This window comes from Rhodopseudomonas sp. BR0C11, assembly GCF_010820945.1.
Lineage (GTDB): Bacteria > Pseudomonadota > Alphaproteobacteria > Rhizobiales > Xanthobacteraceae > Rhodopseudomonas > Rhodopseudomonas palustris_H.
In genome coordinates this window covers 1-24,673 of sequence record NZ_QTKI01000022.1, presented here as the reverse complement: position 1 = coordinate 24,673, position 24,673 = coordinate 1, and the positions used below count along the sequence as shown (strand labels likewise).

The following is a 24,673-nucleotide window of genomic DNA, read 5'->3' as shown; positions in this document are numbered from 1 at the left end:
AACTACGCCGGCGCGCTGTTCGGCATCGCCACCGCGCTGGTGATCGCCCTGCTCACCTATTTCGCGGTGGTGCAGCCGATCCAGCGCTCCCGGCGGATCGCCAATGAGGAGAAGGAAATCTTCGTCCTCACCGGCACCCTACTGTGGGGCATTATGATTCAGGAGGCGATCGCCTACCTGTTCACCAACAACGCCAAGACCGTGCTGCCGATCGTCAACGGCGTAGTCGAGATCTTCGGCGTCCGCACCCCGCGCAACGAGATTTTCACCGCCGTAGTTTGCTGCCTGGTGATCGCGCTGCTGTGGCTCTTGGTGAACCGCACCAAGATCGGCAAGGCGGTGCTCGCAGCCTCGATGAACCCGCGCGGCGTCACCCTGCTCGGGCTCGAACTCACCAACATCTATGTCGTGGTGTGGATCATCTACGGCGTGCTCGCCGGCATCGCCGGCGTGCTGCTCGGCATGTTCCTCGGGGTGTCGTCCTACAGCGTTGGGCCGCTGACTGCGAGTGCGTTTTCGATCGTGGTGCTCGGCGGCCTCGGCAGCGTCTCCGGCTCGCTGATCGCCGCCTTCGTGGTCGGTTATCTCGAAACCTTCACCGCCTACATGATCTCGCCGGCCTACCGCACCATCCCGGCGCTGCTGCTGTTGGTGACGGTGATGTATCTGCGGCCTCAGGGCCTGCTCGGGAGGCGCTGAGATGGGATTCTTCACGTCACGCTTGTTCTGGATCGCGCTGCTGGTGGTCGCAGTCGCCTCGATACTGCCGCTCTATGTCTCGGGCTACATTCTCGGCCTGCTGACGGTGGCGTTCTATTTCGGCGTATTCGCGATGGCCTGGGACCTGCTGTTCGGCTTCGCCGGCGAGGTCAATTTCGGCCCGACCTTCCTGATCGGCGTCGGCGCCTACACCGCCGGCATCATCAACAATCAATACGGCGTGTCGCCGTATTTCTGCATCTTCATCGGCGCGATGGCCTCCGTGGTCGCCGGCTTCATCCTGGCGCTGCCGGCGCTAAGGGTGCGCGGGCCGTATTTCGGCCTGACCACGCTGGTCGCGGTGCTGATGCTGCAGAACTTCATCGTGGTGTTTGCCGACCTCACCGGTGGTGAGATCGGACTGACCATTCCGGACGTCATCACCATCAACGCCGGTGCCAATTACTGGATCGCGCTCGGCTTCATGACGGTGAGCGGCGCGATCCTGTACGGCCTGTCGCAATCGCCGATCGGCTTGGTGTTGCAGGCCTCGGGTCAGGATCCGGTGCAGGCCGGCGCGCTCGGCTTCAACATCGTCAAGCACAAGCTGTTCGCCTTCGTGGTCAGCGCCTTCTTCTCCGGCCTGTCCGGCGCGCTGCTTGTGTTCTACTTCGGCACCGCCTCGGTCGGGACCGTGGTCGACGTCGCAGTCGGCGTGAACGTGATCGTCGCCGCCGTGCTCGGCGGACGGCGCACCGTGATCGGCGCTGCGCTCGGCGCGGTGTTCCTGATCGTCGCCGGCGAATTCCTGCGTCCGACCGGCGAACTCGCCACCTTCATCGTCTCGGCGATCGCTCTGCTCGTCGTGTTGTTCTTCCCCGGCGGCTTCCTCGGAGCGGCCATGTCGCGTGAGGCCCGGACTTGATGGATGCCGTCACCAGCAACTTCGCTCCCACCCTCGAAGTCCGCGGTCTGACCAAACGGTTCGGCGGCCTCACCGCAGTCAAGAACCTGTCGTTCGACCTGCGTCCCGGTGAGATCTTCGGCCTGATCGGACCGAACGGGTCAGGCAAATCCACCGCGATGAAATCGATCATGGGGATCGAACGCCCGACCGCCGGCGAAGTCGTGTTTCAAGGCGAGAACGTCGCCGGCCTACCGGCGCACAAGATCGCCCGCAAGGGCTTCGGCATGGTGTTTCAGCATTCGCGGCCGCTGAACCGGCAGACCGTGCTGGAAAACATCATGGTGGCGCTGCTGCCCGACAGCCTGCTGGCGCTGTTTCATGATCGCGCGCTGGTCGAACGCGCCGAGGCGATTGCCGAACGTGTCGGCCTCGGCGCGGTGATGCGGCGGAAGCCGCCGACGCTGCCGTTCGCAGACTTGCGCCGCCTCGAATTGGCCAAGGCAATCGCGCGCGATCCCAAGGTGGTGCTGGTCGACGAGCCGTTCGCCGGCCTGACGCTGGCAGAGGTCGGCACTTTCTCCGAACTGATCGCCGGCTTCCGCGATGAAGGCCGTGCAGTGCTGCTGGTCGATCACAACGTCAAAAGCGTCGCCGCGCTGGTCGACCGCGTGCTGGCGATGTATCTCGGCGAAGAGATCTGCACCGGCGCCGCCGGCGAGGTGATGAAGAACGAGACCGTGCGCCGGGTGTATCTCGGCGGCGCGATCGAGACCTCAGCCCGGCCGGAGACCAGCTTTCACGACAAGGTGCCGCTGCTGCAGGTCGAGAACGTCAACGTGTTCTACGGCAAGGCGCAGGCGCTGGAGAACGTCTCGATCCACGTCCACGAGGGCGAGTTCGTCTCGGTGGTCGGCCTCAACGGCGCCGGCAAGACCACGCTGTTCAACACAATCTCCGGGCTCCTGCCCTACACCGGCGCGATCAAGCGCGGCGGCGAGCTGCTTCGCGGCACTTCGGCGGCCAAAATCGCCCGCGACGGCATCGTGCAGTGCCCGGAATCCCGCGAACTGTTCGGCGAGATGACGGTGCGCGAAAATCTCGATCTCGGTGGCTATCACCTCGCCGACGACGTCCGCGACAAACAGATCGAATGGCTGTTCGATCTGTTTCCGATCCTGCGGGAACGTCATGGTCAGCTCGCGCAGACCTTGTCCGGCGGCGAGCAGCAGATGCTCGCGATCGGCCGCGCGCTGATGATGCAGCCAAAGATCCTGATCCTGGACGAGCCGACGCTCGGGCTCGCGCCAGTGATCCTGGAGCAGCTGTCAAAGGCGCTGGAGAAGCTGCGCCAGACGTCGTCGATCACCGTGCTGCTCGGCGAACAGAACGTCACCTTCGCGCTGCCGCACGCGGACCGTGTCTATGTGCTCGAGCACGCCCGCATCGTTTGGGAAGGCGATCCGGCGCGCTTTGCCGCCGAGGCCGGAGAGGGCTATCTGTAACGGCGGCGTCCGGCCGAACCGGACTTCACCGAAGGGCACTCGATGGACCTGCATCTGCGCGGCAAGCGCGTCCTCATCACCGGCGCGTCGAAGGGCATCGGCGCCGCCGCGGCCGAAGCTTTCGCCGAGGAAGGCTGTCACCTGCGGCTCGCCGCCCGCAACAAGGATGCGCTGGAAGCCCTCGCCGCCCGGCTCCGCGACCAGCACGGCGTTGGCGTCGCAGTCCATGTCGCCGACCTGCGCAACAAGACAGACCTGTCGCAGCTCGCCGCTCAAGCGACCGATATCGACATCCTGGTCAACAATGCCGGCGATATTCCGCGCGGCACGATCGATGCGATCGACGACGCGACCTGGCGCCATGCGTGGGATCTGAAAGTGTTCGGCTTCATCGATCTCACCCGCTTGGTGTACGCGCAGATGAAGGCGCGCGGCGGCGGCGTTATCATCAACGACATCGGCGCAGCCGGCGAACGGCTCGACCCCGGTTATATCTGCGGCTCCGCTGGCAACGCTGCGCTGATGGCATTCACCCGGGCGCTCGGCAGCCGCAGCCTCGCCGACAACATCCGCGTCGTCGGCATCAACCCCGGCCCGGTCGGCACCGATCGCTATCTCGGGCGGATGAAGGGCCGTGCCAAAGCCGAACTCGGCGACGAGAGCCGCTACCTCGAACTGCAGAAAAACCTTCCGCTCGGCCGCCCGGCGCAGCCGCGCGAGATCGCCGACCTGATGGCCTATCTGGCGTCCGACCGGTCCGGCTACACCACCGGAGCAATCTTCTCGGTCGATGGCGGCCTCAGCGCGGGCTGGCCGGCCTGAACCGCAACGGCCGCGCCGGCCGCAACTCAGCCATGACGGTGCTGCCGCGCAGGCCTTTCGCCACAGCCGTGCCGCAACGGATCGTCAACCGCACGGGCGTCACAACGTCGCTGTTTGATTCAACGCAAGCGGCGCCGTCAGCGCCGCGGCGTATCAAATGACACCTGCAATCGGAGATTTCGCCATGGCCTCATCGCTCACCCCTCCCACATCTGAGCCCATGCCCGGTTTGCCGGTGCTGTCGCACATCCGCAAAGACTTCATCTGGGGCGTGTCGACGGCGAGCTTCCAGATCGAAGGCGCCGCCAACGAAGACGGCCGCGGCCAGAGCATCTGGGACGTGTACTGCCGCGCCGGCTACGTCGCCAACAACGACACCGGCGACGTCGCCTGCGATCACTATCATCGCTATCAGGAAGACGTCGCGCTGATGAAGGCGCTTGGGATTCAGGTGTATCGGTTTTCGATCGCCTGGCCGCGGATCTTCCCGCAAGGCACCGGCGCGATCAACGAGCCCGGCCTCGCCTTCTATGATCGCCTGATCGACGCGCTGGAAGCTGCCGGCATCGAGCCGTGGATCTGTCTGTATCACTGGGATCTGCCGCAAGCGCTGGAAGAGCGCGGCGGCTGGATGAATCGCGAGATCGTCGGCTGGTTCGCCGACTATGCCCGGGTGATCGGCGAGCGCTACGGAAAGCGGGTGAAGCATTTCGCGACCTTCAACGAGCCCGGCATCTTCAGCCTGTTCAGCCGCTCATTCGGCGCGCGCGACCGCAGCGCGGATGAGAAGCTGCATCGCTGGATTCATCACGTCAATCTGGCGCACGGCGCCGCCGTCGACGTGCTGCGCGAGACCGTCCCCGACGCCAAGATCGGATTGGTCACCAACTATCAACCGGTGTACCCGTCGAGCGACAAGCCGGAAGACGTCGCCGAGGCCAAGCTGATCAGCGACTATTGGAATCGCGCTTTCGCCGACCCGCAGTATCGCGGCGAGTACCCCGACCTGATCCGCGACGCCATCAAGCCGTTCATCCAGCCCGGCGACATGGAGCGCATCCACCGGCCGCTCGACTGGTTCGGCCTGAACCATTACAGCCCCGTCTATATCAACTCAGATCCGAACGCGATCGTTGGCCTCGGCTGGGGCCCGAAGCCGGAAGGCATTCCGCGCTCACCGATCGACTGGACGATCGAGCCGGACGCCTTCCGCGATACGCTGATTGAGATCAGCCGCCGCTACGGCAAGCCGGTCTACGTCACCGAGAACGGCTACGGCAGCAATATCGAGAAACCCGACGCCAACGGCGAGGTGATCGACCCCGGCCGCATTGCCTTCCTGCGCGACTACATCACCGCGCTCGACCAGGCGGTCGCCGCCGGCGCCGATGTCCGCGGCTACATGGTCTGGTCGCTGCTCGACAATTTCGAATGGGAATCCGGCTACAGCGTCCGCTTCGGGCTGATCTACATCGACTATGCGACGCTGCGCCGGATCCCGAAGGCGTCGTTCAACTGGTTCGCCGACGTGATCCGTCACGCCCGCGGCGCGAGCGCCTGAAACAGCCGGCGGGACTTTTACGACGACGCCAATTCGCGCGACGCCTCGGCCGGCGTCGCCGGCGTGCGGTCCGGCATCGCATCGATTGCGGCCAGCAGGGCGGCGACGCGGTTGGCCGACGAGCGCCAGTCCGCCAACCGCTGATAATTGTCGACCAGCCAGTTCACCGCGCCCTGCACGGTGACGAACGCCGCCGCGCTCTGCGTCACCTCGCCGAGCGTCATCGCGCCGGCGAGATATTTCGGAAAGCACAGGAAATACGCGGCGACCGGCGCGAACAGGAAGTTGCTGTGCGACACCAGCGTCATGTCGACGAGCTGCCAGCACAGTTCGCGCCACGACCGCAGCACTTCCTGCAGACGCCGCGCCAGCTTCGCCATCCAAGCCTTCTCGTCGGCCTCGCTGGCGGGACGCCCGCCGCGCATCACCTCGGCTGCCGCCCGGAATTCCGCCTCGTTCTGATTGCGCCGCTCGCTGATGCTGGTCATGCGCCGGCCGAACCACAGCATCAGCGCGGTCATCAGAGTGGAATATCCGACCACACCTACCACGAGGTAGCCCGGGATCTCGGCGCGATGTCCGAATACGCTGATGTCGATGCTGCCGCCGACGCTCCACAGCACGCTGAAGAAGGTCAGCGCCGTCAGCACCGACGACAGAAACGCCAGGATCAGATCGACCGGGGAGTCGGTGGCGATCCGGACATCCTCGGCGAGGCGATATTCCGGGTTCTCGGCGCCGTGATCTGTACCATCGATTGGGACGTTGTGGTCCTTTCGCGACCAGCGCGCCAGGATTTCACATGTCATGGACTCGCGCCATTTGCGCTGCCCGGTCATGCGGCCCCACACCGAGGTCGCAGCGACCAGCACGCTGGTGGCGGCCAGCATCACGAATATCCCGGTCTGCGCCCACAAGGCGCCGGCATCACGTCGTTCGAGTGCATCGAAGAAATGCCGATTCCACAAATTGAGATAAAACTGAACCAGCAGTTGTGCGAGCACGACGCCGATCAGCACCACGATCAGGCCCGTGACGCGCGGCTTGCCGCTCAGCCAAAATCTGCGGGACAGCAGCCAGAACCCGGTCAGGTTGTGGCCGTTCGAGTCGTTATGTGAGAAGAGTCCCATGACGCGATATAAGGCCCGGACCGGCAGGTTGTGAAGCGGTCCGGGGTACCCATTGCGTCTAGTCTTGGTATCCGGTCCAAAAGCGCTGACGGTGATGTACTGATACCGCCGCGCGATCAACTCAGGGGAGTTACAGGGTGGCGGCAGATCAGGCGCTGGTAAAGGAAACCGCTTGTGCAGTGGTCGACAAGCTCAAGTCCGGCGAGGTGACACCGATCGAGGTTCTCGACGTGCTGCAAGAGCGGATTGCCGAAGTCGACGGCGCCGTCAATGCTCTCCCCACGCTGTGCTTCGATCGCGCGCGCGCTCACGCCGCCGAGCTGATGAAGAAACCGCCGGCGGAGCGCGGTCTTCTCGCCGGTCTGCCGGTGCCGATCAAGGATCTCACCGCGGTCGCAGGCGTGCTCACCACCCAGGGCTCGCCGATTTACAAGGACAATGTCCCCGCCCGCTCCGACCTGATGGTCGAGCACCTCGAAGCCAATGGCGGCGTGGTCTACGCCAAGTCGAACACGCCGGAATTCGGCGCCGGCGCCAATACGTTCAACGAAGTGTTTGGCGCGACGCGCAACCCGTGGGATCTGTCGCGCTCGGCGGCGGGCTCGTCCGGCGGCGCTGCGGCGGCCCTTGCATCGGGCACCGCATGGCTGGCCCACGGCTCCGACATGGGCGGCTCTCTGCGCAATCCGGCGAGCTTCTGCGGCATCGTCGGTCTGCGCCCGAGCTTCGGCCGAGTCGCGCACACCCCGGCGGCGAAGATCGACCGCAATCTCGGCGTCCAGGGCCCGATGGCCCGCAATGTCGAGGACGTCGCGCTGCTGCTCGACGCGATGAGCGGTGAATACGCCGCCGACCCACTGTCGATCCCCTCGCCCGCCACCTCGTTCCTCGCTGCAGCGCGGTCGCGGCAGAAGCCGCTGCGCGTGGCATATTCGCCCGACCTCGGCATCACCCCGGTCGATCCGGAAGTCGCCGCCGTCACCCGCAAGGCGGCCGAACGCTTCGCCGAAGCCGGCGTGATCGTTGAAGAGGCGCAGCCGGATCTGTCCGAAGCGCATGAGTGCTTCCAGGCACTGCGCGCGTTCGACTTTGCGATCAGCAAGGCCGATCTGCTGCGCACCAAGCGCGACCTGCTGAAGCCGGAAGTGATCTGGAATATCGAACAGGGGCTGAAGCTCAGCGTCGACGATCTCGCCAAGGCCGAAGCGCAGCGGGTGGCGATGGCGGCGCGCGCGATCGAGTTCTTCAAGACCTACGATCTGCTGCTGTGCCCGGCAACGATCACCGCGCCGTTCCCGGTCGAGCAGCGCTACCTCGCCGAATGCAACGGCCACACCTTCGGCAACTATGTCGAATGGCTCGGCATCGTCTATGCGATCACGCTGGTGTGCTGCCCGGCCCTGTCGCTGCCTTGCGGCTTCACCGCAACCGGGCTGCCGATCGGCCTGCAGATGGTGGCAAAACCGCGCAACGAAGCCGGCCTGCTCGCCGGCGCCGCACTGCTCGAGGATATCCTCGGCCTGAAGAGCACCACCCCGATCGACCCGCGCCCGGCGCCTGCCAGCCTGTAGGCGCCCTCGGGACTGGCGGTTGCAACACGCTGTGCTACTCTCACGCGTGTTGCAACACCGATAGATCCGCCGACAAAGGCGGACGATAGGGAAACGCCAATGTCCGATCACCTGAGAGCGTCCGAGACGCTGAAAATCCACGTCGACCAGGACAAGTGTCAGGGCCATGCGCGCTGCAAAGCGCTGGCTCCTGAATTGTTCGAGCTCGATGACTATGGAAATGCCCACGAAACCGGCGACGGCACGGTGCCTACCGCGCTGATCGACCAGGCATGGCTGGCCAAGTCCAACTGCCCCGAGAATGCGATCGTCATCGACGAAGCTTGATCACTCCGCCTTCTCCCCGTTCGAGCGGCGCCAAGACCGCACCGACATTCAGCAGTGGAAACGCCAGACATGAGCGAACGCGCACCCGTCACCGACTGGGTCAATGACTTCGACCACACCGATCCGCGCTGGACCGAGAACCCCTATCCGATCTGGGACGAGCTGCGCTCGGCAAGTCCGCTGGTCCACACCGACCGGTTTCTCGGCTGCTACATGCCGACCACGTTCGCGGCGGTGAAAGAGATCTCCTACGACACCGATCACTTCTCGTCGCGGCGGATCATCGTCCGCAACGTCCGCTCGGCATCGCCGCCGCCGGCACCGCCGATCACTTCCGATCCGCCCGAGCATAAACCAGCCAAGCGGCTGCTATTGCCCCCGTTCACGCCCGATGCGGTCGCCAAGCTCGAGCCGCGGGTGCGCGAGATCTGCAACGAACTGATCGACGCCTTCATCGAAGACGACGGCTGCGACGCCGCCACCGCCTACACCAAGCACATTCCGGTCAAGACCATCTGCCACATGCTCGGCATTCCGGAAGACGACAGCGACATCTTCATTCGCTGGATTCACGAGATCCTCGAACTCGGCATCAACGACGACGCCATCCTGATGAAGGCGGTGTTCGAAATGAGCGCCTACTTCCACGGCCATATCGAGCACCGCAAGCAAAAGCCGACCGACGACCTGATCACCACGCTGATGAATGCCCGCGACGACAAGGGCCAGCCGCTGTCGGACGCGCATGTGCTCGGCTCGCTTCGGCTGTTGCTGATCGCCGGCATCGACACCACCTGGAGCGCGATCGGCGCGGCGCTGTGGCACCTCGCCACGCATCCGGCCGACCGCGAACGGCTGCTGGCCGAACCCGAGCTGATGCCGACCGCGATCGAGGAGTTTCTGCGTGCCTACTCGCCCGTGACGATGGCTCGCGAGGTGATGAAGGAGACATCGATCGCCGGCTGCCCGGTGAAGCCGGGCAACATGGTGCTGTTGTCGTTCCCCGCCGCTAATCGCGATCCATCGGTGTTTCCCGAGGCCGACCGCGTGATGATCGACCGCAAGGAGAATCCGCATGTCGCGTTCGGACTCGGCATTCATCGCTGCGTCGGTTCCAATCTGGCGCGGATGGAGATGACGGTTGCGATCGAGGAGTGGCTGAAGCGGATTGCTTCGTTTAGGCTCGACCCGTCACAAAAAGTGCGCTGGTCCGAGGGCACAGTCCGGGGCCCGCGCAGCCTGCCACTGCTGTTCGGCAAGCCGAGCTGAGCCCTCGCCCGAAAGGTCGCCGATGTCCGACGATGCTGAACTGCCGCCGGAGTCCAAACTCACACGCAGCAAGCAGCGCTGGGCGGCAGAAGGCAAATTTCTCACCGGCCGGCACGTCCGGCCGGATGAGCAACGGCTGCCGCCGGGCCAGCATCTGGTCAAAGACTGGCCGGTGCTCGATCTCGGCTTGACGCCGCAGATCGGCCGCGACCGCTGGCGGCTCGACGTCTACGGCGCGGTGGCGCAGCCGGTGTTTTGGGATTGGGCGCAGTTCATGGCCCAGCCGCAGGCCGACATCGTCTCCGATATCCATTGCGTGACCACCTGGTCGCGCTACGACAATCGCTGGCAGGGGCTCGCGACACGAACGTTGCTCGACGCCTGCCAGCCGACCGATGCCGCCCGCTACGTCGTGCTGCACAGCTACGATGGCTACACCACTAATCTATCGATCGAGGACTTCGCCGCCGCGGATGCGCTGATCGCGCACAGCTGGTCTGGCGCGCCGCTCGATCAGGAGCACGGCGGCCCGGTGCGTCTGGTCGTGCCGCATCTGTATTTCTGGAAGAGTGCGAAGTGGCTGCAGGCCATCGAATTCCGCGATGACGACGCGCCCGGCTATTGGGAGGTCCGCGGCTATCATAACCGCGGCGATCCATGGCAAGAGCAACGCTATTCGAGTGATTGACGCCGCGCCGGTCATTCCGGGGCGCGCCGACAGGCGCGAACCCGGAATGACGATCTGTGGCGAAGAGAGTCCACCCGTCATTGCGAGCGAAGCGAAGCAATCCAGCCTCGTGCACTGAAGTGGATTGCTTCGTCGCTTCGCTCCTCGCAATGACGAAGAGACATCAGGAGTACTCAAGATGCCCACCGAACGTTTCCAATTTCCAGGCAGCGGCGGGCATCAACTCGCGGCGGCGCTCGATCTGCCGGATGCAAAGCCGCTCGCCTATGCGCTGTTCGCGCATTGCTTCACCTGCAGCAAGGACAACCTGGCGGCACGGCGGATCTCGGCGGCGCTGGCGGCGCGCGGCATCGCTGTCCTTCGCTTCGACTTCACCGGATTGGGGGCCAGCGAGGGAGAGTTCGAGAACGCGACGTTTTCGTCCAATGTCGCCGACCTTGTATTAGCGGCGGACCATCTCCGCGCGGCACATCGGGCGCCGTCGCTGCTGATCGGCCACAGCCTCGGCGGCGCTGCGGTGCTGGCAGCCGCGGCGCAGATCCCGGAGGCCAAGGCGATCGCCACCATTGCGGCGCCATCCGATCCGTCGCACGTCACCGGACTGTTTGCCGGTCAGGTCGAGACGATCCGCACCGAAGGCCGCGACGATGTTTCGCTTGCCGGCCGCACCTTTACGATCAAGCGGGAGTTTCTCGACGACATCGCCGAACACAATCTGATGGCCGAGGTCGCCAAGCTGCACAAAGCGCTGCTGATCCTGCACGCGCCGACCGACGACACTGTCGGCATCGACAACGCCACCAAGATCTTTCTCGCAGCGAAGCACCCGAAGAGCTTCGTCTCGCTCGATCACGCCGACCATCTGCTGAGCGATCGCCGTGACGCGACCTACGCGGCGAGCGTGATCGCCGCATGGTCGCAGCGCTACATCGATGCCGAGCCGCCGGCCCCGACGGCGGGCGCGCCCGAAGTGCCGCGCCTCGTCACCGTGCAGGAAACCGGCGATGGCAAGTTCCAGCAGCAGATCCGCGTCGGACCGCATCGGCTACTGGCCGACGAGCCGGCCAGCGTCGGCGGCCGCGACAGCGGGCCTGGTCCCTACGATCTCTTGCTGTCCGCGCTCGGCGCCTGCACTTCGATGACGATGCGGCTCTATGCCGAACGCAAGGCGCTGCCGCTCGATCGCGTCACGGTGACGCTGAGCCACGCCAAGATCCACGCCGAGGACTGCGCCGAATGCGAAACCAAGGTCGGTCTGCTCGACCGTATCGAACGGGTGATCGGCATCGAGGGTGATCTGTCCGCCGAGCAGCGCGCCAAGCTGATCGAGATCGCCGACAAATGCCCGGTGCACCGCACCCTCACCTCGGAAGTCAGCATCATCACGCGCAGCGCCGATTGACGCTGCCGGCCGCTTCCCCGACACTGCCGAAAAACAACATCAGGGAGGCGGCGATGCCGGCAGTGGCGCGGATCGATCCAAAAACGATCTTCACGTCCGACGAATGGGCGCAGCTGACGCATCGCAGCTCGGCTCGCGGCCTGTGGCTGGTGGCGCATGCCTGGGGCTGTATCGCCCTCGCCGTCGCGCTGGTGACGATCTGGCCGAACCCGCTGACCTGGCTGATTGCGGTGATGATCGTCGGCACCAGGCAGCTCGGCCTCGCCATCCTGATGCACGAGGCGGCGCATGGCGGTCTGCACCGCAATCCGAAGCTCAACGAGTGGATCGGGCAATGGCTATGCGCGGTGCCGGTCGGCGCCGACCTGCCGGCGTATCGGCGCTATCATCTGCAGCATCACAAATACACCCAGCAGCCGGAGGATCCGGATCTGGTGCTGTCGGCGCCGTTCCCCATCAGCAAGGACAGCTTCGCCCGCAAGGCGATCCGCGACCTCACCGGGCAAACCTTCGTCAAGCAGCGGCTGCCGGCGTTGAAGGCGCTGTTCGCGCCGATGGACAGCGGCGCGCCGAAGCACGACAGCTTCGTCGCGAGCGGCAAAGCGCGCACCCAGCGTTTCCTCGCGGCCAATGCCGTGTTGCTGCTGCTGTTCTGGCTGGCCGGCGCCGGGGTTTGGTTCGTCGGCGTCTGGCTGGTGGCGATGGCGACTTGGCTGCCGCTGGTGACGCGGGTGCGCAACATCGCCGAACACGCCTGCACCTCGACCGGCGCCGATCCGTTCAGCCAAGCCCGCACCACGCTGGCCAATCCGCTGGAGCGCGCGCTGATCGCTCCGTATTGGGTCAACTACCACGCCGAGCATCATCTGTTCATGTACCTGCCCTGCTACAATCTGCCGGAAGCGCACCGGCTGCTGCAGCAAAAGGGCCTGCTCGACCGCGTCACCGTGGCGCCGTCGTATTGCGACGTGCTCAAACTGGCGACGACGCGGCCCCGCGCGGTGGCGGCGGAGTAGCTGCGCCCCTGCTCCTCGGATCAGCGCCGGACGCCTCGTCGTCGTCATCCCTCGCCTCCTTCATCACCCCTTTCTCCTCCTTCATCACCACTTCCTCTTTCATCATCGCCCTTTCTCCGTCGTCATCCGATTTCCGTCGTCATCCCCCGCGCATGCGGGGGACCCAGTATTCCAGAGCTCCTGTGGTGCAACTTCCGCACGGCACAACGAGCGCTCTGGGATAATGGATCGTCCGGACAAGCCGGACGATGACGGTGATGGTTGGAGCGAGCGCTCCGCTCTGCGCTGCCCTCTTGCCCTGCCTACCGCGACCATCGATTCAAATCCCAAACAGCCATGCCTGCGCAGTCTCGCGGCGCCGACGGCGTCCGAGTTGTGCGCCCGTCGCTATCGCAGCGAGGGGCGGATCATCGCGTGGTCGCGCGACGAGACGGTCGCCGCCGGCGTTTCAGCGCCGCCGGACACCGATGGTGTAGGACGGCCGCTGCGCGGCTTCGCGCTGGCTTCGGATCAGGCGCAGATCGTCGTCGAGGTAGATGTTTTCCATCATCGGCTTGGCCTGAAACGACTTCGCCAGCCGCTTCGCTGACGCCGCGTCAAGGCCGCTGAGGTCGGGAGCGCCCAGGGTGGCGTTCGGAGCCTCGGCGCGATCAAGCTTCTGTGCCAGCACCGCGTCGACCCATGCCTCGGCATCGTCGATGCTGAGGCCCTTGTCGCGCCGGCCGCGTGCGACCTCGATGCCGATATTCTCGATCAGCCACCGCCCGCCTGTGACCTCGAACCGCTGCACCAGCATCAGGTTGCAGGCGAGGCCGAGGGGCGTCAGCCTGTGCAGCAGCGCGTTCTGGTGCCCCGGCGCATGGTGCGCGACGTTGGCGTAGAAGCCGCGGTCACGGAAGATCTGGTAGGACTGCGACGGAATCCGGCCCGGCAGCGCATGGTGAAACGGGATGGTCGACCACACCGGCGTCCACACCCCGATCACCGCCGCGACCTGATCCTCGGCGCGCGGATGCGGATTGCGCCGCGTCAGCTCGTCGACATAGGGCGCGAGCGGACCGTCCAGCAGTGCGAGCTTCTCGCTCAGCCGCTTGTCGTCCTGCCCTTCGACCAGTTGCAGCAGCCTGGTCTTGAGGGCCTGCGTACTCAGCACCGCGAGATCGGCGCCGTTCACCTTGTCCAGCATCGGCAGGGGTCTCCGGTCATGAGCGAACGTCGCACTTGCACGACGGACCTCTCTTGCCGGTCCGCCAGGGTGGCCGGGCGCCGCTCGATCGGGGCAGCCGGCGGACCTTCAACCCTCGCCGGAGTAGCAAGGTTCCTGTTTGGAAACCGGTATAATAAGCGGGTGAACCGTGCGGGCGACGTGATGAGTTGGCCGGCGGCGAAACGTCCGACGGCTTCGACGTGATACCGGGTCGAGAGAACTAATCGGGTCTGATGATCACCCGGTCGCGCGATGAGCCTGCCACTGCACGATACGCGGCCTGTGCTTGATCGAGCGGATAGACCGCCCCATCGACGATCGGGAACGGCTTGAGATGGCCGCCAGCGAAGCCGTCGCCGAGCGAGCGCAGCACCTCGCCGGTCGCGATCGAGGAGAACGCCAGCGTGTCGATGCCGACGTAAGTATGTTGGCCGCGATAGAAGGCAAGAATGTCGAACTCGACGATCCGGTGCACGGCGGCGATCAGGATCTGCCGGCCGCGCAGCGCCAGGCACTGGTTCGCCGCCTTGAAGTACGGATCGCCGACGGTGTTGAACACCACATCGGCGCCCTTGCCGCCGGTGAGCTCACGCACCTTGGCGGCGACGTCGGTGGACGATGAGTCGATGATCTCCACCGGCGCGGTGGCATGGCCCGCATAGGCTTCCGCCTTGCGCACCACACCGATCAACCGGGCGCCGCGCCAGCTCGCGATCTGCGCCGCCGCCTGCCCGACCTTGCCGTTGATGCCCATGATCACCAGCGTCTCGCCGGCCGCGAGCGCGGCGCGGCGCAGGCCTTCGGTCGCGGTGACGAACGGCACGCCGATGCCGGCCGCCTGTTCCCACGGCACGCTCGCCGGCTTCTCGACCAGCGCATCGGCCTCGACCACCAAATGGCTTGCATGGGTGCCGTCGCGGCGGATGCCGAGATCGCCGGACGAGCCGAACACATCGCGGCCGATCCATTCGGCTGGACCGTCGATCACCCGGCCGGCGAAATCGCGGCCCGGCGTGCGGGGAAACACCGCGTAAGGCATCAGCCCGGTCGCGGCCTTGACGTCGGACGGATTGACCGCCGCCGCCTTCACCTCGATCAGCACTTCGGAGGCCGCGCGCCGTGACAGCTGCAGGGTCTCGATGACCGGCTCGATCGCCGCGACATCAGCCGCCTTGTGGTGCAGGCGAACGCAACGTGCCTCGATCGACATCGCAGCGGTAACAGAGGAATCGGTCATGGTGACGGTCTCGGCAGGAAAACGGCGCCGCGCGCGAGCGGCACCGCGTTGTGCCAGATTCCGCCGCGGCGGGCTATGCGGCCGGCCGGGAGCTCATCGTCAACAGATCATAGCGCGCCACCGGTTCGCCATTCTGGTTGACGACCTCGACGTCCCAGCGCACCTCGCCATATTCCGGCCGCCGCGCCGGCGACTTCTGCTTCACGGTGAGCTTCACCTTGATGCTGTCGTCGGGCGAGACGGGTTTCAGGAAGCGCAGATTGTCGAGCCCGTAATTGGCGAGCAGCGGGCCCGGCGCGGGATCAACGAACAGGCCGGCGGCGAACGCCAGGATCAGATAGCCGTGGGCGACACGGCCGGGGAAGAACGGATTGGCCTTGGCGGCGGCCTCGTCCATGTGGGCGTAGAAGGTGTCACCGGTGAAATGCGCGAAGTGCTCGATGTCTTCGAGCGTAATCGGCCGGCTCGCGGTCTCGATGCTCTGGCCGATCGTGAGCTGATTGTAGTTCAGCTTGAATGGATGCACCTCGGCGGCGGGCGCCGGCGCGCCGCGCGTCCATGTGCCGGTGAGGCGCGCGAGGCGGCGCGGCGAGCATTGGATCGCGGTGCGCTGCATGTAGTGATACACGCTGCGCAAGCCGCCGAGTTCTTCTCCACCCCCGGCGCGGCCCGGACCGCCATGCAGCAGCGCCGGCAGCGGCGTGCCGTGGCCGGTGGATTCTGCCGCATCGTCGCGATCGACGATCAGCAGGCGGCCGTGGAACGGCGCCAGGCCGAGGATCATCTGCTCGGCGATCGTATCGTCATAAGTGAATAGCGACGCCACCAGGCTGCCCTCACCTCGGCGGACCAACTCGATCGCCTGCGCGACATCGTCATAGGCCAGCACGGTCGCGACCGGGCCGAACGCCTCGGTGGCGTGAACGTGGCTGGCCTGCATCGGGTCGCGCGCGCGGAGCAACACCGGCGACAGATAAGCGCCGGCCTGAGTATCGATGCCCTCACCTTCGCAGGCGTTCGGATCGCCGAACACGATCTCGGCCTCGCTCTGCAGCGTCGCGATCGCGGCGCGCACCGCCTCGCGCTGGCTGCGACTGACCAAGGGGCCCATCGCCTTGTCGTCGCGGCGCGGATCACCGAGCCTGACGTCGGCGAGCTTGGCCTTCAGCGCCTCGACCACTGCCACCTCCTGCTCGCGCGGCACCAGCACACGGCGGATCGCGGTGCACTTCTGCCCGGCCTTGGCGGTCATCTCGCGCACGATCTCGCGGACAAACAGATCGAACTCCGGCTCGGCCGGCGTGATATCAGGGCCGAGAACCGCGGCGTTCAGCGAGTCGCGCTCGGCGATGAAGCGGATCGAATGGCGGGCGACGTTCGGATGCGCGCGCAGCTTCTCGCTGGTCTGCAGCGAGCCGGTGAAGGCAATCACGTCCTGGCCGTTCAGATGATCGAGCAGATCGTCGAGGCCGCCGCAGACGAGCTGCAGCGCGCCTTGCGGCAGCAGCGTCGACTCGTCGATCAGCTTGACCAGCGCCTCCGCCACATAGGCCGTCGCCGTCGCTGGCTTGGCGATCACCGGCACGCCCGCCAGCAGCGCCGGCGCGAGCTTTTCCAAGAGGCCCCAGCACGGGAAATTGAACGCATTGATATGCACCGCGACGCCGTGCAGCGGCGACAGGATGTGCTGGCCGACGAAGCTGCCGCGCTTCGACAAGGCCTCGACCTCGCCCTCGGTGATGAAACTCGCATCCGGCAACTCGCGGCGGCCGCGCGAGGCGAACGCCGCGAGCGTGACCAGACCGCCGTCGACATCGATCGCATTGTCGCGGCGGTTGGCGCCGGTGTCGGCCGCGAGCGCGTAGAGCTGTTCCTTGCGCTCGCCCAAGTAAGCGCCGAGCGCCTTCAACATATCGGCGCGCTCGTGAAACGACAGCTTGCGCAAATTCGGCCCGCCGACCTGCCGGGCATGGCGGACGATGGCCGCGAAATCGAGTCCCGCGCTGGACGCACGCGCCACGACGCGGCCGTCGGTCGCGCTCGGAATATCGACCAGCCCGGCCGACGGCGTCTCCCAACGATCGCAGGCGAGGCTTTGCAGGATGGCGGTCATGGCGTCTCTCCCCGACGTGTGGTCCGCGATCGCGGCGCGGTTTGACGTCCGCGCCGGCCGTTGACACGATGATTGCTTGGGCTAATAATTGACTGACCGATCGTTCAATTCAAGAGGCTTTGCGAAAGCCCGCGACGTGAGGGAGAGAAACGTGACCGACCTGATCGCCGATCAGGCGTCGTGGCCTTGCGCCATGTCGCAGTCTTGCGCTTGCAGGAGCCCGCAGTGACCGTGGCGGCTCCGCAGACGCAGGCCGAACCATCGCCGGATCAACTGGCGCGAGCCTGTGCCGATGCGATGTGGGCGAACGATCACGCCAGCAAGGCGCTCGGCATGGAGATCGTCGAGATCGGCGCCGGCTTCGCGACGCTGGCGATGACGGTGACCACCGACATGGTCAATGGCCACGGCATCGCCCATGGCGGCTTCATCTTCACCCTCGCCGACTCTACCTTCGCCTACGCCTGCAACTCCTACAACGACTCGACCGTCGCGGCGCAGGGCGCGATCACCTTCATCCGCCCAGGCAAACTCGGCGCCCGGCTGGTCGCCACCGCGCGCGAAGTGTCGCGCTCCGGCCGCAGCGGCATCTACGACGTCCGCGTCACCTCGGGTTCGACGGTGATCGCCGAATTCCGCGGCCATTCGCGCTCGATCGGCGGCACGCTGGTGCCACCGCAACAACCAGACCCACGCTGAGGGAGGAGACGGCGATGGCCGCAACCGTGCACCAGATCAAGCCGGGCACCTACAATCCCGAACTCGACGACGCCGAACGCGCCTCGCGCGATGAGATCGTCGCGCTGCAGACCAAACGGCTGGCCTGGTCGCTGAAACACGCCTACGACAACGTCGCGCACTACAGAACCGCGTTCGACCGCAAGGGCGTGCATCCGTCGGACTTCCGCCAGCTCTCCGATCTGTCGAAATTTCCGTTCACGGTGAAGACCGATCTGCGCGACAACTACCCATTCGCGATGTTCGCAGTGCCGCGCGAAAACCTGGTGCGGGTTCATGCCTCGTCCGGCACCACCGGCAAGCCGATCGTGGTCGGCTACACGCAAAAGGACATCGACACCTGGGCCACCGTGATGGCGCGCTCGCTGCGCGCCGCCGGCGCGCGGCGCGGCATGATCATTCACAATTCCTACGGCTATGGCCTGTTCACCGGCGGCTTAGGCGCCCACTACGGCGGCGAGAAGCTCGGCTGCACCGTCGTTCCGGTTTCCGGCGGCATGACCGAGCGGCAGGTGCAGCTGATCAACGACTTCCGCCCCGACGTCATCACCGTGACGCCCAGCTACATGCCGGCGATCCTCGATGAATTCAACCGCCAGGGCCTCGACCCGCGGCAGTCCTCACTGAAGTACGGCGTGTTCGGTGCCGAGCCGTGGACCAATGCGATGCGCGCCGAGATCGAGCAGGCGTTCGACATGGACGCCACCGATATTTACGGGCTGTCGGAAGTGATCGGCCCCGGCGTCGCGCAGGAATGCGTGGAAACCAAAGACGGCCTGCACATCTGGGAGGATCACTTCTATCCCGAAGTGATCAATCCCGAGACCGGCGACGTGCTGCCCGATGGCGAGAAGGGCGAACTGGTGTTTACCTCACTCACCAAGGAAGCCTTCCCGGTGATCCGCTATCGCACCCGCGACCTGACGCGGCTGCTGCCCGGCACAGCGCGGCTTGGGATGCGGCGGATGGAGAAGATCACCGGCCGCTCCGACGACATGATCATCCTGCGCGGCGTCAACGTGTTTCCGACACAGATCGAGGAAGTGCTGCTCGGCACCGACTGGTGCGGCGGCCACTTTATCATCGAGCTGACGCGCGAAGGCCGGATGGACGAGATGACGGTGCTGGCCGAAGCGCGGCCCGAAAGCTGGGACGGCGTCGGCCTGGTGCCGCACGCCGAACGCGTCGCGCACCTGATCAAGAACACCATCGGCATCTCGACCACCATCAAAGTGGTGCCACCCGACACGCTGGAGCGCTCGCTCGGCAAAGCCCGGCGCGTGTTCGACAAGCGGCCGAAGGGTTAGCGCGCGCTACAGCGCTTTGCGGAAAGTGAGATTGATCCGCTGCCGCCCGAGCAGCGGATGCTCGCCGTCCTTCAGGGTCAGCACGCCGTGATACACCAGCCGCGACGGGCCGCCCCACACCAGCACATCGCCATGGCGCAGCTCGTAGCGTCGCGGCTTGTCGCTGCGGTCCATGCCGCCAAATTGAAATACTGCCGGCAGGCCGAGCGACACCGACACGATCGGCGCCGAGAAATCGGCTTCATCCTTGTCCTGATGCAGCGCCATCTTGGCGCCGGGCACGTAGCGGTTGATCAGGCAGGCGTCCGGATCGAAGCCGGCAAAGCCGATCTCGGCGGCGGCGCGTTGCGCAAGATCGCGGAGCACCGCAGGCATCTCCGGCCAAGGCGTCGCGCTGTCCGGATCGGTCGGCGAGTAGCGATAACCGCGGCGGTCGGTGACCCAGCCGACCGAGCCGCAGCTCGTCATCGCCACGCTCATCGTGTGACCGCCTGGCGTCATCATATGCCGGAACGGCGCGCGCGCCACCACCGTATCGATCGCGGCGAGCAGGTCTCGCTCATTGGCACGGGCGAAGCCGCTTAGTAACGCTGCACCCGGCGCGATGTCGTCCCGCCGCGGCGCGTCGTCGAGACCGTCGAACAGATCCGCCGTCACGCCCCGCTCCTCTTCCCATCACCGCCGAAACGCCAATCGCTCGTTTCCGCCGCAAGATCGATGAAAGCCCGGACCTTTGCCGACAACAGGCGCGAGGTCGGATACACGATCGCAATCGGCAGCGGCGGCACTTCGTAGTTCGCCAGCACGATCTGCAGCCGCCCAGCGGCGATCGCGTCCGCCGCCTGATAGGCCAGCACGCGGGTTAGGCCGCCACCCCGCTCGGCATCCAGGATCGCGACGTCGGCGACATTGCTGACGAGGCGCGGTGTGCAGGCAATGCGGATATCGCGGCCGTCGACGACGAAGTGCCAGCCGACCGGCGCGCCGGTCTGCCCAAAATGGATCACATCGTGCGCCGCGATCTCTGTCGGCGTCGCCGGAATGCCGCGCGCCGCCAGATAATCCGGCGACGCTACCACGATCCGGCGCATCGCACCGAGCTGCCGCGCCACCAAACTCGAGTCCGACAGATGCCCAATCCGGACCGCGCAATCGACACCATCCTCGACCAGGTTGATCATCAGGTCCGACAGCCGCAATTCGCCGGTCACCTCCGGATAACGCCGCAGATAGTCCGACAGCAGCGGCGCGACATGACGCCGGCCGAAGCCGACGGGCGCCGAAACCACCAGCCGGCCGGATGGCGTGACGCGCTCGGCCGCGGCCGACGTATCGGCTTCTTCAACATCGGCCAGAATCCGCCGCACGCGTTCCAGATAGCGAACCCCGGTATCGGTGAGCGCGACCGAGCGCGTCGTCCGCTGCAACAGCCGGGTGCCGAGACGCTCTTCGAGCGCCGCGACCATCCGGGTCACGGCGGAGGGTGACAGCCCGAGCTTCCGCGCAGCCGGCGCGAAGCCTTGAAGGTCGGCGACCGCAACGAACGCCGTCATCGTGTCCAATCGGTCCATGCCACCATTTCAGGACGCGCAACAATGAAGTGTCAAATCAACTGATTGTTTTGGCTGGGGGAAAGAACGATCTGTCCGGGGACATCAAGCAGGAGGGTTACATGGCCGAAGCCAAGCACGTCTCCAGCGACATCGCGTTCACGCCGACCGTCAAGGCAATCCAGGCTCGCAAGGGATCGCGCGAAGCCTATGCCCGCGTCGAACGCAACGGCGGCTGGTCCACCACGATCGACGACAATCTGGCCGCCTTCCTCCGCGCCCAGACCAGCGTGCTGCTCGCCACCGCCAGCGCCGACGGGCAGCCCTACATCCAGCATCGCGGCGGGCCCGCCGGCTTCCTTCACGTGCTCGACGAGCACACCATCGGTTTCGCCGACTTCAAGGGCAATCAGCAGTTCATCACCCAAGGCAATCTGGCTGAAAACCCGAAGGCCTATCTGTTCGTGATCGACTATGCGCACCGCCGCCGCATCAAGATTTGGGGGCGCGCCAAGGTGGTCGAGGACGATCCTGAGCTGATCGCGCGGCTGATGCCGAAGGGCTACAAGGCAAGGCCCGAACAGGCGATCCTGTTCGAGGTCGCGGCCTGGGACAGCAATTGCCCGCAGCACATCCCGCAGAAGTTCGATGCGGCGGACGTCGCCGCAGCGATCACATCGCGCGACATCCGCATCGCCGAACTGGAGGCGCTGCTCGCGGCGGCCACGAAGGCCCGGGAATAATGCTGGGGCGATCCGCCCAAGCGGCGGTTTCCCGCCCCGCCGTGGCGGGATAAAGAGGGGCGATGAGCGCCCCTCCCCCGATCGAAGCCGATAACCCTTGCCAGAGCTGCGGCGCCTGCTGCGGCTATTCGGAAAACTGGCCGCGCTTTACGATCGAGGACGACGCCGCGCTGGACGCGATTCCGGCGGCGCTGGTCAACGAGCGGCTATCGGGAATGCGCTGCGAGGACAATCGCTGTACCGCGCTGAACGGAACCATCGGCCAGGCAACCGCCTGTACGATCTACGCACTGCGGCCCGAGGTCTGCCGCGACTGCCAACCCGGCGATCCAGAATGCCTGATGGCGCGGCGGAAGTTCCGTCTCCCGCCGCTTTCCACTGCGGTCGCAAGCTAAAGTCGATCAGTGAGGGGCGTCCGGCACCGGCTGATCGTCGAGTTCCACGTCAGCTTCCTGATCGAGCGGTGCGAAACTGGCGAGCGGCGCAGTCGAGAGCGTGATCGATTTGCGCTGCGAGTAGCTGCTGATCGCCGGACGGCGCTTTTCGTGCGCCAGGGCATAGAGAACGGAACCTGCTCGGCCACCGGCCTGGATCAGGTCGCGTTCGTCACAGGTCGCTGCAACGGCCAGCGCCAACGGCTGCAAATGAGCGCGGCGATAGCAAAACAGCGCCAACATCGCCCGGACATCGCCGGATACGCTGTCGACGAGCTGCGACAGCCCGTTCTCATTGGCTCGGTACATCTGGCCCAGCAGTTCCTCACGAACCGGGCAAGCGTCGTTCTCGAAAGCTTCACGGCTGGACCACATCGGCCTTCTCCCGAACAGGTTGCGATCGCGAGGATGCGGCCGATTTTGTTAAGGACCTCTTAACTACACAACCTGATACCACTACCAGCCGTTGCACCAGACGCATGGAACTAAACGCCGATCACGATTTGCGACGATCTGCAGTTTCGTCGTGACGCCGCCATCTAATCGGTTAACTATTTGGCTGCCGCGCTTAGAGAGCGGCTTTTCGGTTCAGTGAGTTCGTTCATCTTCACGATGGAGAGTACCCATGGCTGATCCGGTCTCGTTGTTCCCCAACCTGTTACAGCCCGCCGCCAAGACCTACGCCCCGATGGGCATCAAGTTCTGGGAAGGCGAAGCAACCGTCCTCGACAGCATGAAAGAGTTTGCCGACGGCTGGTTTGAGCGCCGGCGAATTGGAACCCGAGCCGCTCTCGAAGCGGCCCGGAGGATCGGCGAAGCGACAACGCCGCTCGATGCCTTCCGCGAGTATCAGGACTGGCTCAGCGGCGCGGCGGCTCGCCTGCTCGAAGACGGCATGGCCTGGCAGCATCAATTCATGAAGGCCAACGCCAAACTCGCCCCACATCTGCCACCGCAGGATTCGCCGAGCGAAAGTTCGGCGTCGGAGACGCGCCTGAGCGCATAAGCCCGCTGTCATGAGAAGACTTGGATGGCCGGCACAGCCGGCCATCGTCGGTCTGATGATCAGAGGCGGCTTACGAAATCCTGCTAATCCAGGATGGAGCGTTTCTGTGCGCTGCTGGTGCCTACGCCGTCGGTGAAAGCTCGACGACTTCGATCACCGGCAGGCTGAGCTCGACCCGGTTGCGGCCGTTCAGCTTCGCCCGATACAGCGCGTTGTCGGCGCGAGCTACCAACGTGTCGGCATGATCGCCGGGCATAACCTGGGCAACGCCGAAGCTCGCGGTGATCGTGCCGACATGCTCGAAGATGGTATGCGCCACCAGCAGGCGCAGCTTCTTGGCTGTCTCATAGGCCGCCGCCGCCTCGGTGTCGGCCAGTAGGATCACAAATTCTTCGCCACCCCAGCGGGCCAGCAGATCACTCTGGCGGACACTCGCTCCCACCGTCCGCGACAGCCGGACCAGCACTTGGTCACCGACGGGATGGCCGTAGATATCGTTGACTTCCTTGAAGTGATCGATGTCGAAAATGATCAGCGAGAATAGTCTTCCGCTGCGCTGCGACCGCGCCAGCTCCTCGTTCAGGCGGGCATCGAACTTCATCCGGTTGGCCAAGCCGGTCAGCGGGTCCGTGGCGGCCTGGCGAGCCAGATCTTCGGTCTGGGTCAGCAACTCTTCGCGGAGCTTGCGTTCGAAACGGTCTCGCACGCCACGATCCATGCCGAAGAAATAGAACAGCACAGCGATCGCGACCTGAAGCGTGATGATGATGCCGAGCAGCCGGCTGGCGAAGATCCCCTTCACCGGTATGACGAGGACCAGCGACATCTGAGTGCTGTCGATCGGCTGCCTGAGCACGTAGCTGCGTCGCCCGCCGAACTCCACCCAGTCGCCGCCGAAGATCTCGCGGGCCAACATGGTGCGCCCCGATGCCCCGAACTGTTCGGCGATCTGAAGACGCGGCAGATCCGGCCGCGGCCACAGCGTTCGGAACAGCTCGTCCCTGCGGTTCGTGATGATCACCAGCCCACGAGCATCGACGACGAAGAACGCCTGATCGAAACGGGTCATCAACTCCGCGAGCGTCTCCAGCGAGATCTCGAGCATCGCGATGCCTTGAATCTCTCCTTGCGCATCTCGGATCGGGGACGCGGTCAGATAGGTCCGCACGCGCTGGGGCGGATCGACCCTAATCTGGTGCACCGGCCGGCCGGCGATCGCCTGCTCGAACCAATACACCGAGCGCAGGTTCGGCATGCCCAACCAGCTCTGGTCCGACGAATCTGACGATCCGACGATGTCTCCGGCGCGATTGACGATCAGGCCACGCATCGCGTGGATCACTCCGGCGTCGATCTCGAGCATCGACAGATTGGTCACGCGGCCGCTTTCCCTGTCACCGAGCAGCAGTTGAACCGATGGAGACGCCGCGATCGCCTGCACCAT

24 protein-coding genes are annotated in these 24,673 nt (G+C 65.4%); 16 read left to right on the top strand and 8 right to left on the bottom strand.

The annotated features are described in order from the left end of the window. The 5 genes from DYI24_RS03745 to DYI24_RS03725 form a co-directional block, all read left to right on the top strand. The coding region (locus DYI24_RS03745; protein ID WP_164571310.1) for a branched-chain amino acid ABC transporter permease at positions 1–699 on the top strand (699 nt) is incomplete at its 5' end. Position 700: 1 nt separating this feature from the next. Continuing rightward, positions 701–1,624, top strand: coding sequence for a branched-chain amino acid ABC transporter permease (locus DYI24_RS03740; protein ID WP_164571309.1), 924 nt, complete (start codon positions 701–703; stop codon positions 1,622–1,624). Beyond that, on the top strand, positions 1,624–3,108 hold the full coding sequence (locus DYI24_RS03735; protein WP_164571308.1) for an ATP-binding cassette domain-containing protein: 1,485 nt from the start codon (positions 1,624–1,626) through the stop codon (positions 3,106–3,108). Before DYI24_RS03740 ends, DYI24_RS03735 begins: the two co-directional genes overlap by 1 nt. Positions 3,109–3,150: 42 nt before the next feature. Beyond that, a complete protein-coding gene (locus DYI24_RS03730; protein ID WP_164571307.1) occupies positions 3,151–3,930 on the top strand; it encodes an SDR family oxidoreductase in 780 nt (259 codons plus the stop codon). A 184-nt stretch (positions 3,931–4,114) separates the two neighbouring features. Continuing rightward, positions 4,115–5,491, top strand: coding sequence for a GH1 family beta-glucosidase (locus DYI24_RS03725; protein WP_164571306.1), 1,377 nt, complete (start codon positions 4,115–4,117; stop codon positions 5,489–5,491). A 17-nt stretch (positions 5,492–5,508) separates the two neighbouring features. On the opposite strand, the gene DYI24_RS03720 is transcribed toward DYI24_RS03725, so the two are convergent. Beyond that, positions 5,509–6,621, bottom strand: a complete 1,113-nt coding sequence (locus tag DYI24_RS03720) for an SbmA/BacA-like family transporter (protein WP_164571305.1) — start codon at positions 6,619–6,621, stop codon at positions 5,509–5,511. A gap of 137 nt (positions 6,622–6,758) precedes the next feature. Between DYI24_RS03720 and DYI24_RS03715 the strand changes: the two genes are divergently transcribed. The 6 genes from DYI24_RS03715 to DYI24_RS03690 all read left to right on the top strand — a co-directional run bounded on the left by DYI24_RS03715 (position 6,759) and on the right by DYI24_RS03690 (position 12,894). Further along, a complete protein-coding gene (locus DYI24_RS03715) occupies positions 6,759–8,192 on the top strand; it encodes an amidase (RefSeq protein ID WP_164571304.1) in 1,434 nt (477 codons plus the stop codon). A 99-nt stretch (positions 8,193–8,291) separates the two neighbouring features. Further along, entirely contained in the window at positions 8,292–8,519 is a 228-nt protein-coding gene (locus DYI24_RS03710) for a ferredoxin (RefSeq protein ID WP_107343710.1), read from the top strand. Positions 8,520–8,588: 69 nt separating this feature from the next. After that, positions 8,589–9,788, top strand: coding sequence for a cytochrome P450 (locus DYI24_RS03705; RefSeq protein ID WP_164571303.1), 1,200 nt, complete (start codon positions 8,589–8,591; stop codon positions 9,786–9,788). 22 nt (positions 9,789–9,810) lie between these two features. Further along, positions 9,811–10,476: a sulfite oxidase-like oxidoreductase gene (locus DYI24_RS03700; RefSeq protein WP_164571302.1), complete on the top strand. Its 666-nt coding sequence runs from the start codon at positions 9,811–9,813 to the stop codon at positions 10,474–10,476. 178 nt (positions 10,477–10,654) lie between these two features. Continuing rightward, entirely contained in the window at positions 10,655–11,878 is a 1,224-nt protein-coding gene (locus DYI24_RS03695; RefSeq protein ID WP_164571301.1) for a bifunctional alpha/beta hydrolase/OsmC family protein, read from the top strand. Between the two features lie 53 nt (positions 11,879–11,931). Then, positions 11,932–12,894 carry a fatty acid desaturase family protein gene (locus tag DYI24_RS03690; protein WP_164571300.1) on the top strand — a complete coding sequence of 321 codons (963 nt, stop codon included), beginning with the start codon at positions 11,932–11,934 and terminating at the stop codon, positions 12,892–12,894. Between the two features lie 448 nt (positions 12,895–13,342). On the opposite strand, the gene DYI24_RS03685 is transcribed toward DYI24_RS03690, so the two are convergent. The 3 genes from DYI24_RS03685 to paaZ all read right to left on the bottom strand — a co-directional run bounded on the left by DYI24_RS03685 (position 13,343) and on the right by paaZ (position 17,451). Continuing rightward, positions 13,343–14,080: a hypothetical protein gene (locus tag DYI24_RS03685; RefSeq protein WP_164571299.1), complete on the bottom strand. Its 738-nt coding sequence runs from the start codon at positions 14,078–14,080 to the stop codon at positions 13,343–13,345. A 241-nt stretch (positions 14,081–14,321) separates the two neighbouring features. Beyond that, positions 14,322–15,338 (bottom strand): quinone oxidoreductase family protein, encoded by a 1,017-nt coding sequence (locus DYI24_RS03680; RefSeq protein WP_164571298.1) that lies wholly within the window; start codon positions 15,336–15,338, stop codon positions 14,322–14,324. A gap of 73 nt (positions 15,339–15,411) precedes the next feature. Continuing rightward, complete coding sequence (gene paaZ, locus DYI24_RS03675; protein WP_164571297.1) at positions 15,412–17,451, bottom strand: phenylacetic acid degradation bifunctional protein PaaZ; 2,040 nt, start codon at positions 17,449–17,451, stop codon at positions 15,412–15,414. Positions 17,452–17,748: 297 nt separating this feature from the next. Here paaZ and paaI point away from each other — a divergent pair, with 297 nt between their 5' ends. Together paaI and paaK are read left to right on the top strand one after the other, a co-directional pair. Then, positions 17,749–18,150, top strand: a complete 402-nt coding sequence (paaI, locus tag DYI24_RS03670) for a hydroxyphenylacetyl-CoA thioesterase PaaI (protein ID WP_205523351.1) — start codon at positions 17,749–17,751, stop codon at positions 18,148–18,150. 14 nt (positions 18,151–18,164) lie between these two features. Beyond that, the gene (gene paaK / locus DYI24_RS03665; protein ID WP_164571295.1) at positions 18,165–19,496 is read left to right on the top strand and encodes a phenylacetate--CoA ligase PaaK; all 1,332 of its coding nucleotides are present in this window, start codon (positions 18,165–18,167) and stop codon (positions 19,494–19,496) included. A 6-nt stretch (positions 19,497–19,502) separates the two neighbouring features. Here the strand turns inward: paaK and alkB are convergent, their stop codons facing one another. Continuing rightward, positions 19,503–20,153 (bottom strand): DNA oxidative demethylase AlkB, encoded by a 651-nt coding sequence (gene alkB / locus DYI24_RS03660; RefSeq protein WP_164571294.1) that lies wholly within the window; start codon positions 20,151–20,153, stop codon positions 19,503–19,505. Beyond that, entirely contained in the window at positions 20,150–21,067 is a 918-nt protein-coding gene (locus DYI24_RS03655; protein ID WP_164571293.1) for a LysR family transcriptional regulator, read from the bottom strand. Before DYI24_RS03655 ends, alkB begins: the two co-directional genes overlap by 4 nt. A gap of 101 nt (positions 21,068–21,168) precedes the next feature. Between DYI24_RS03655 and DYI24_RS03650 the strand changes: the two genes are divergently transcribed. After that, positions 21,169–21,789 (top strand): pyridoxamine 5'-phosphate oxidase family protein, encoded by a 621-nt coding sequence (locus DYI24_RS03650; protein WP_164571292.1) that lies wholly within the window; start codon positions 21,169–21,171, stop codon positions 21,787–21,789. 62 nt (positions 21,790–21,851) lie between these two features. Further along, a complete protein-coding gene (locus DYI24_RS03645) occupies positions 21,852–22,184 on the top strand; it encodes a YkgJ family cysteine cluster protein (protein ID WP_164571291.1) in 333 nt (110 codons plus the stop codon). A gap of 6 nt (positions 22,185–22,190) precedes the next feature. On the opposite strand, the gene DYI24_RS03640 is transcribed toward DYI24_RS03645, so the two are convergent. Next, on the bottom strand, positions 22,191–22,598 hold the full coding sequence (locus DYI24_RS03640) for a hypothetical protein (RefSeq protein WP_164571290.1): 408 nt from the start codon (positions 22,596–22,598) through the stop codon (positions 22,191–22,193). Between the two features lie 250 nt (positions 22,599–22,848). Between DYI24_RS03640 and DYI24_RS03635 the strand changes: the two genes are divergently transcribed. Then, entirely contained in the window at positions 22,849–23,229 is a 381-nt protein-coding gene (locus DYI24_RS03635; RefSeq protein ID WP_107343696.1) for a hypothetical protein, read from the top strand. Between the two features lie 121 nt (positions 23,230–23,350). On the opposite strand, the gene DYI24_RS28225 is transcribed toward DYI24_RS03635, so the two are convergent. Beyond that, positions 23,351–24,673: sensor domain-containing diguanylate cyclase (locus DYI24_RS28225; RefSeq protein WP_246701143.1), on the bottom strand; the 1,323-nt coding region annotated here is incomplete at its 5' end.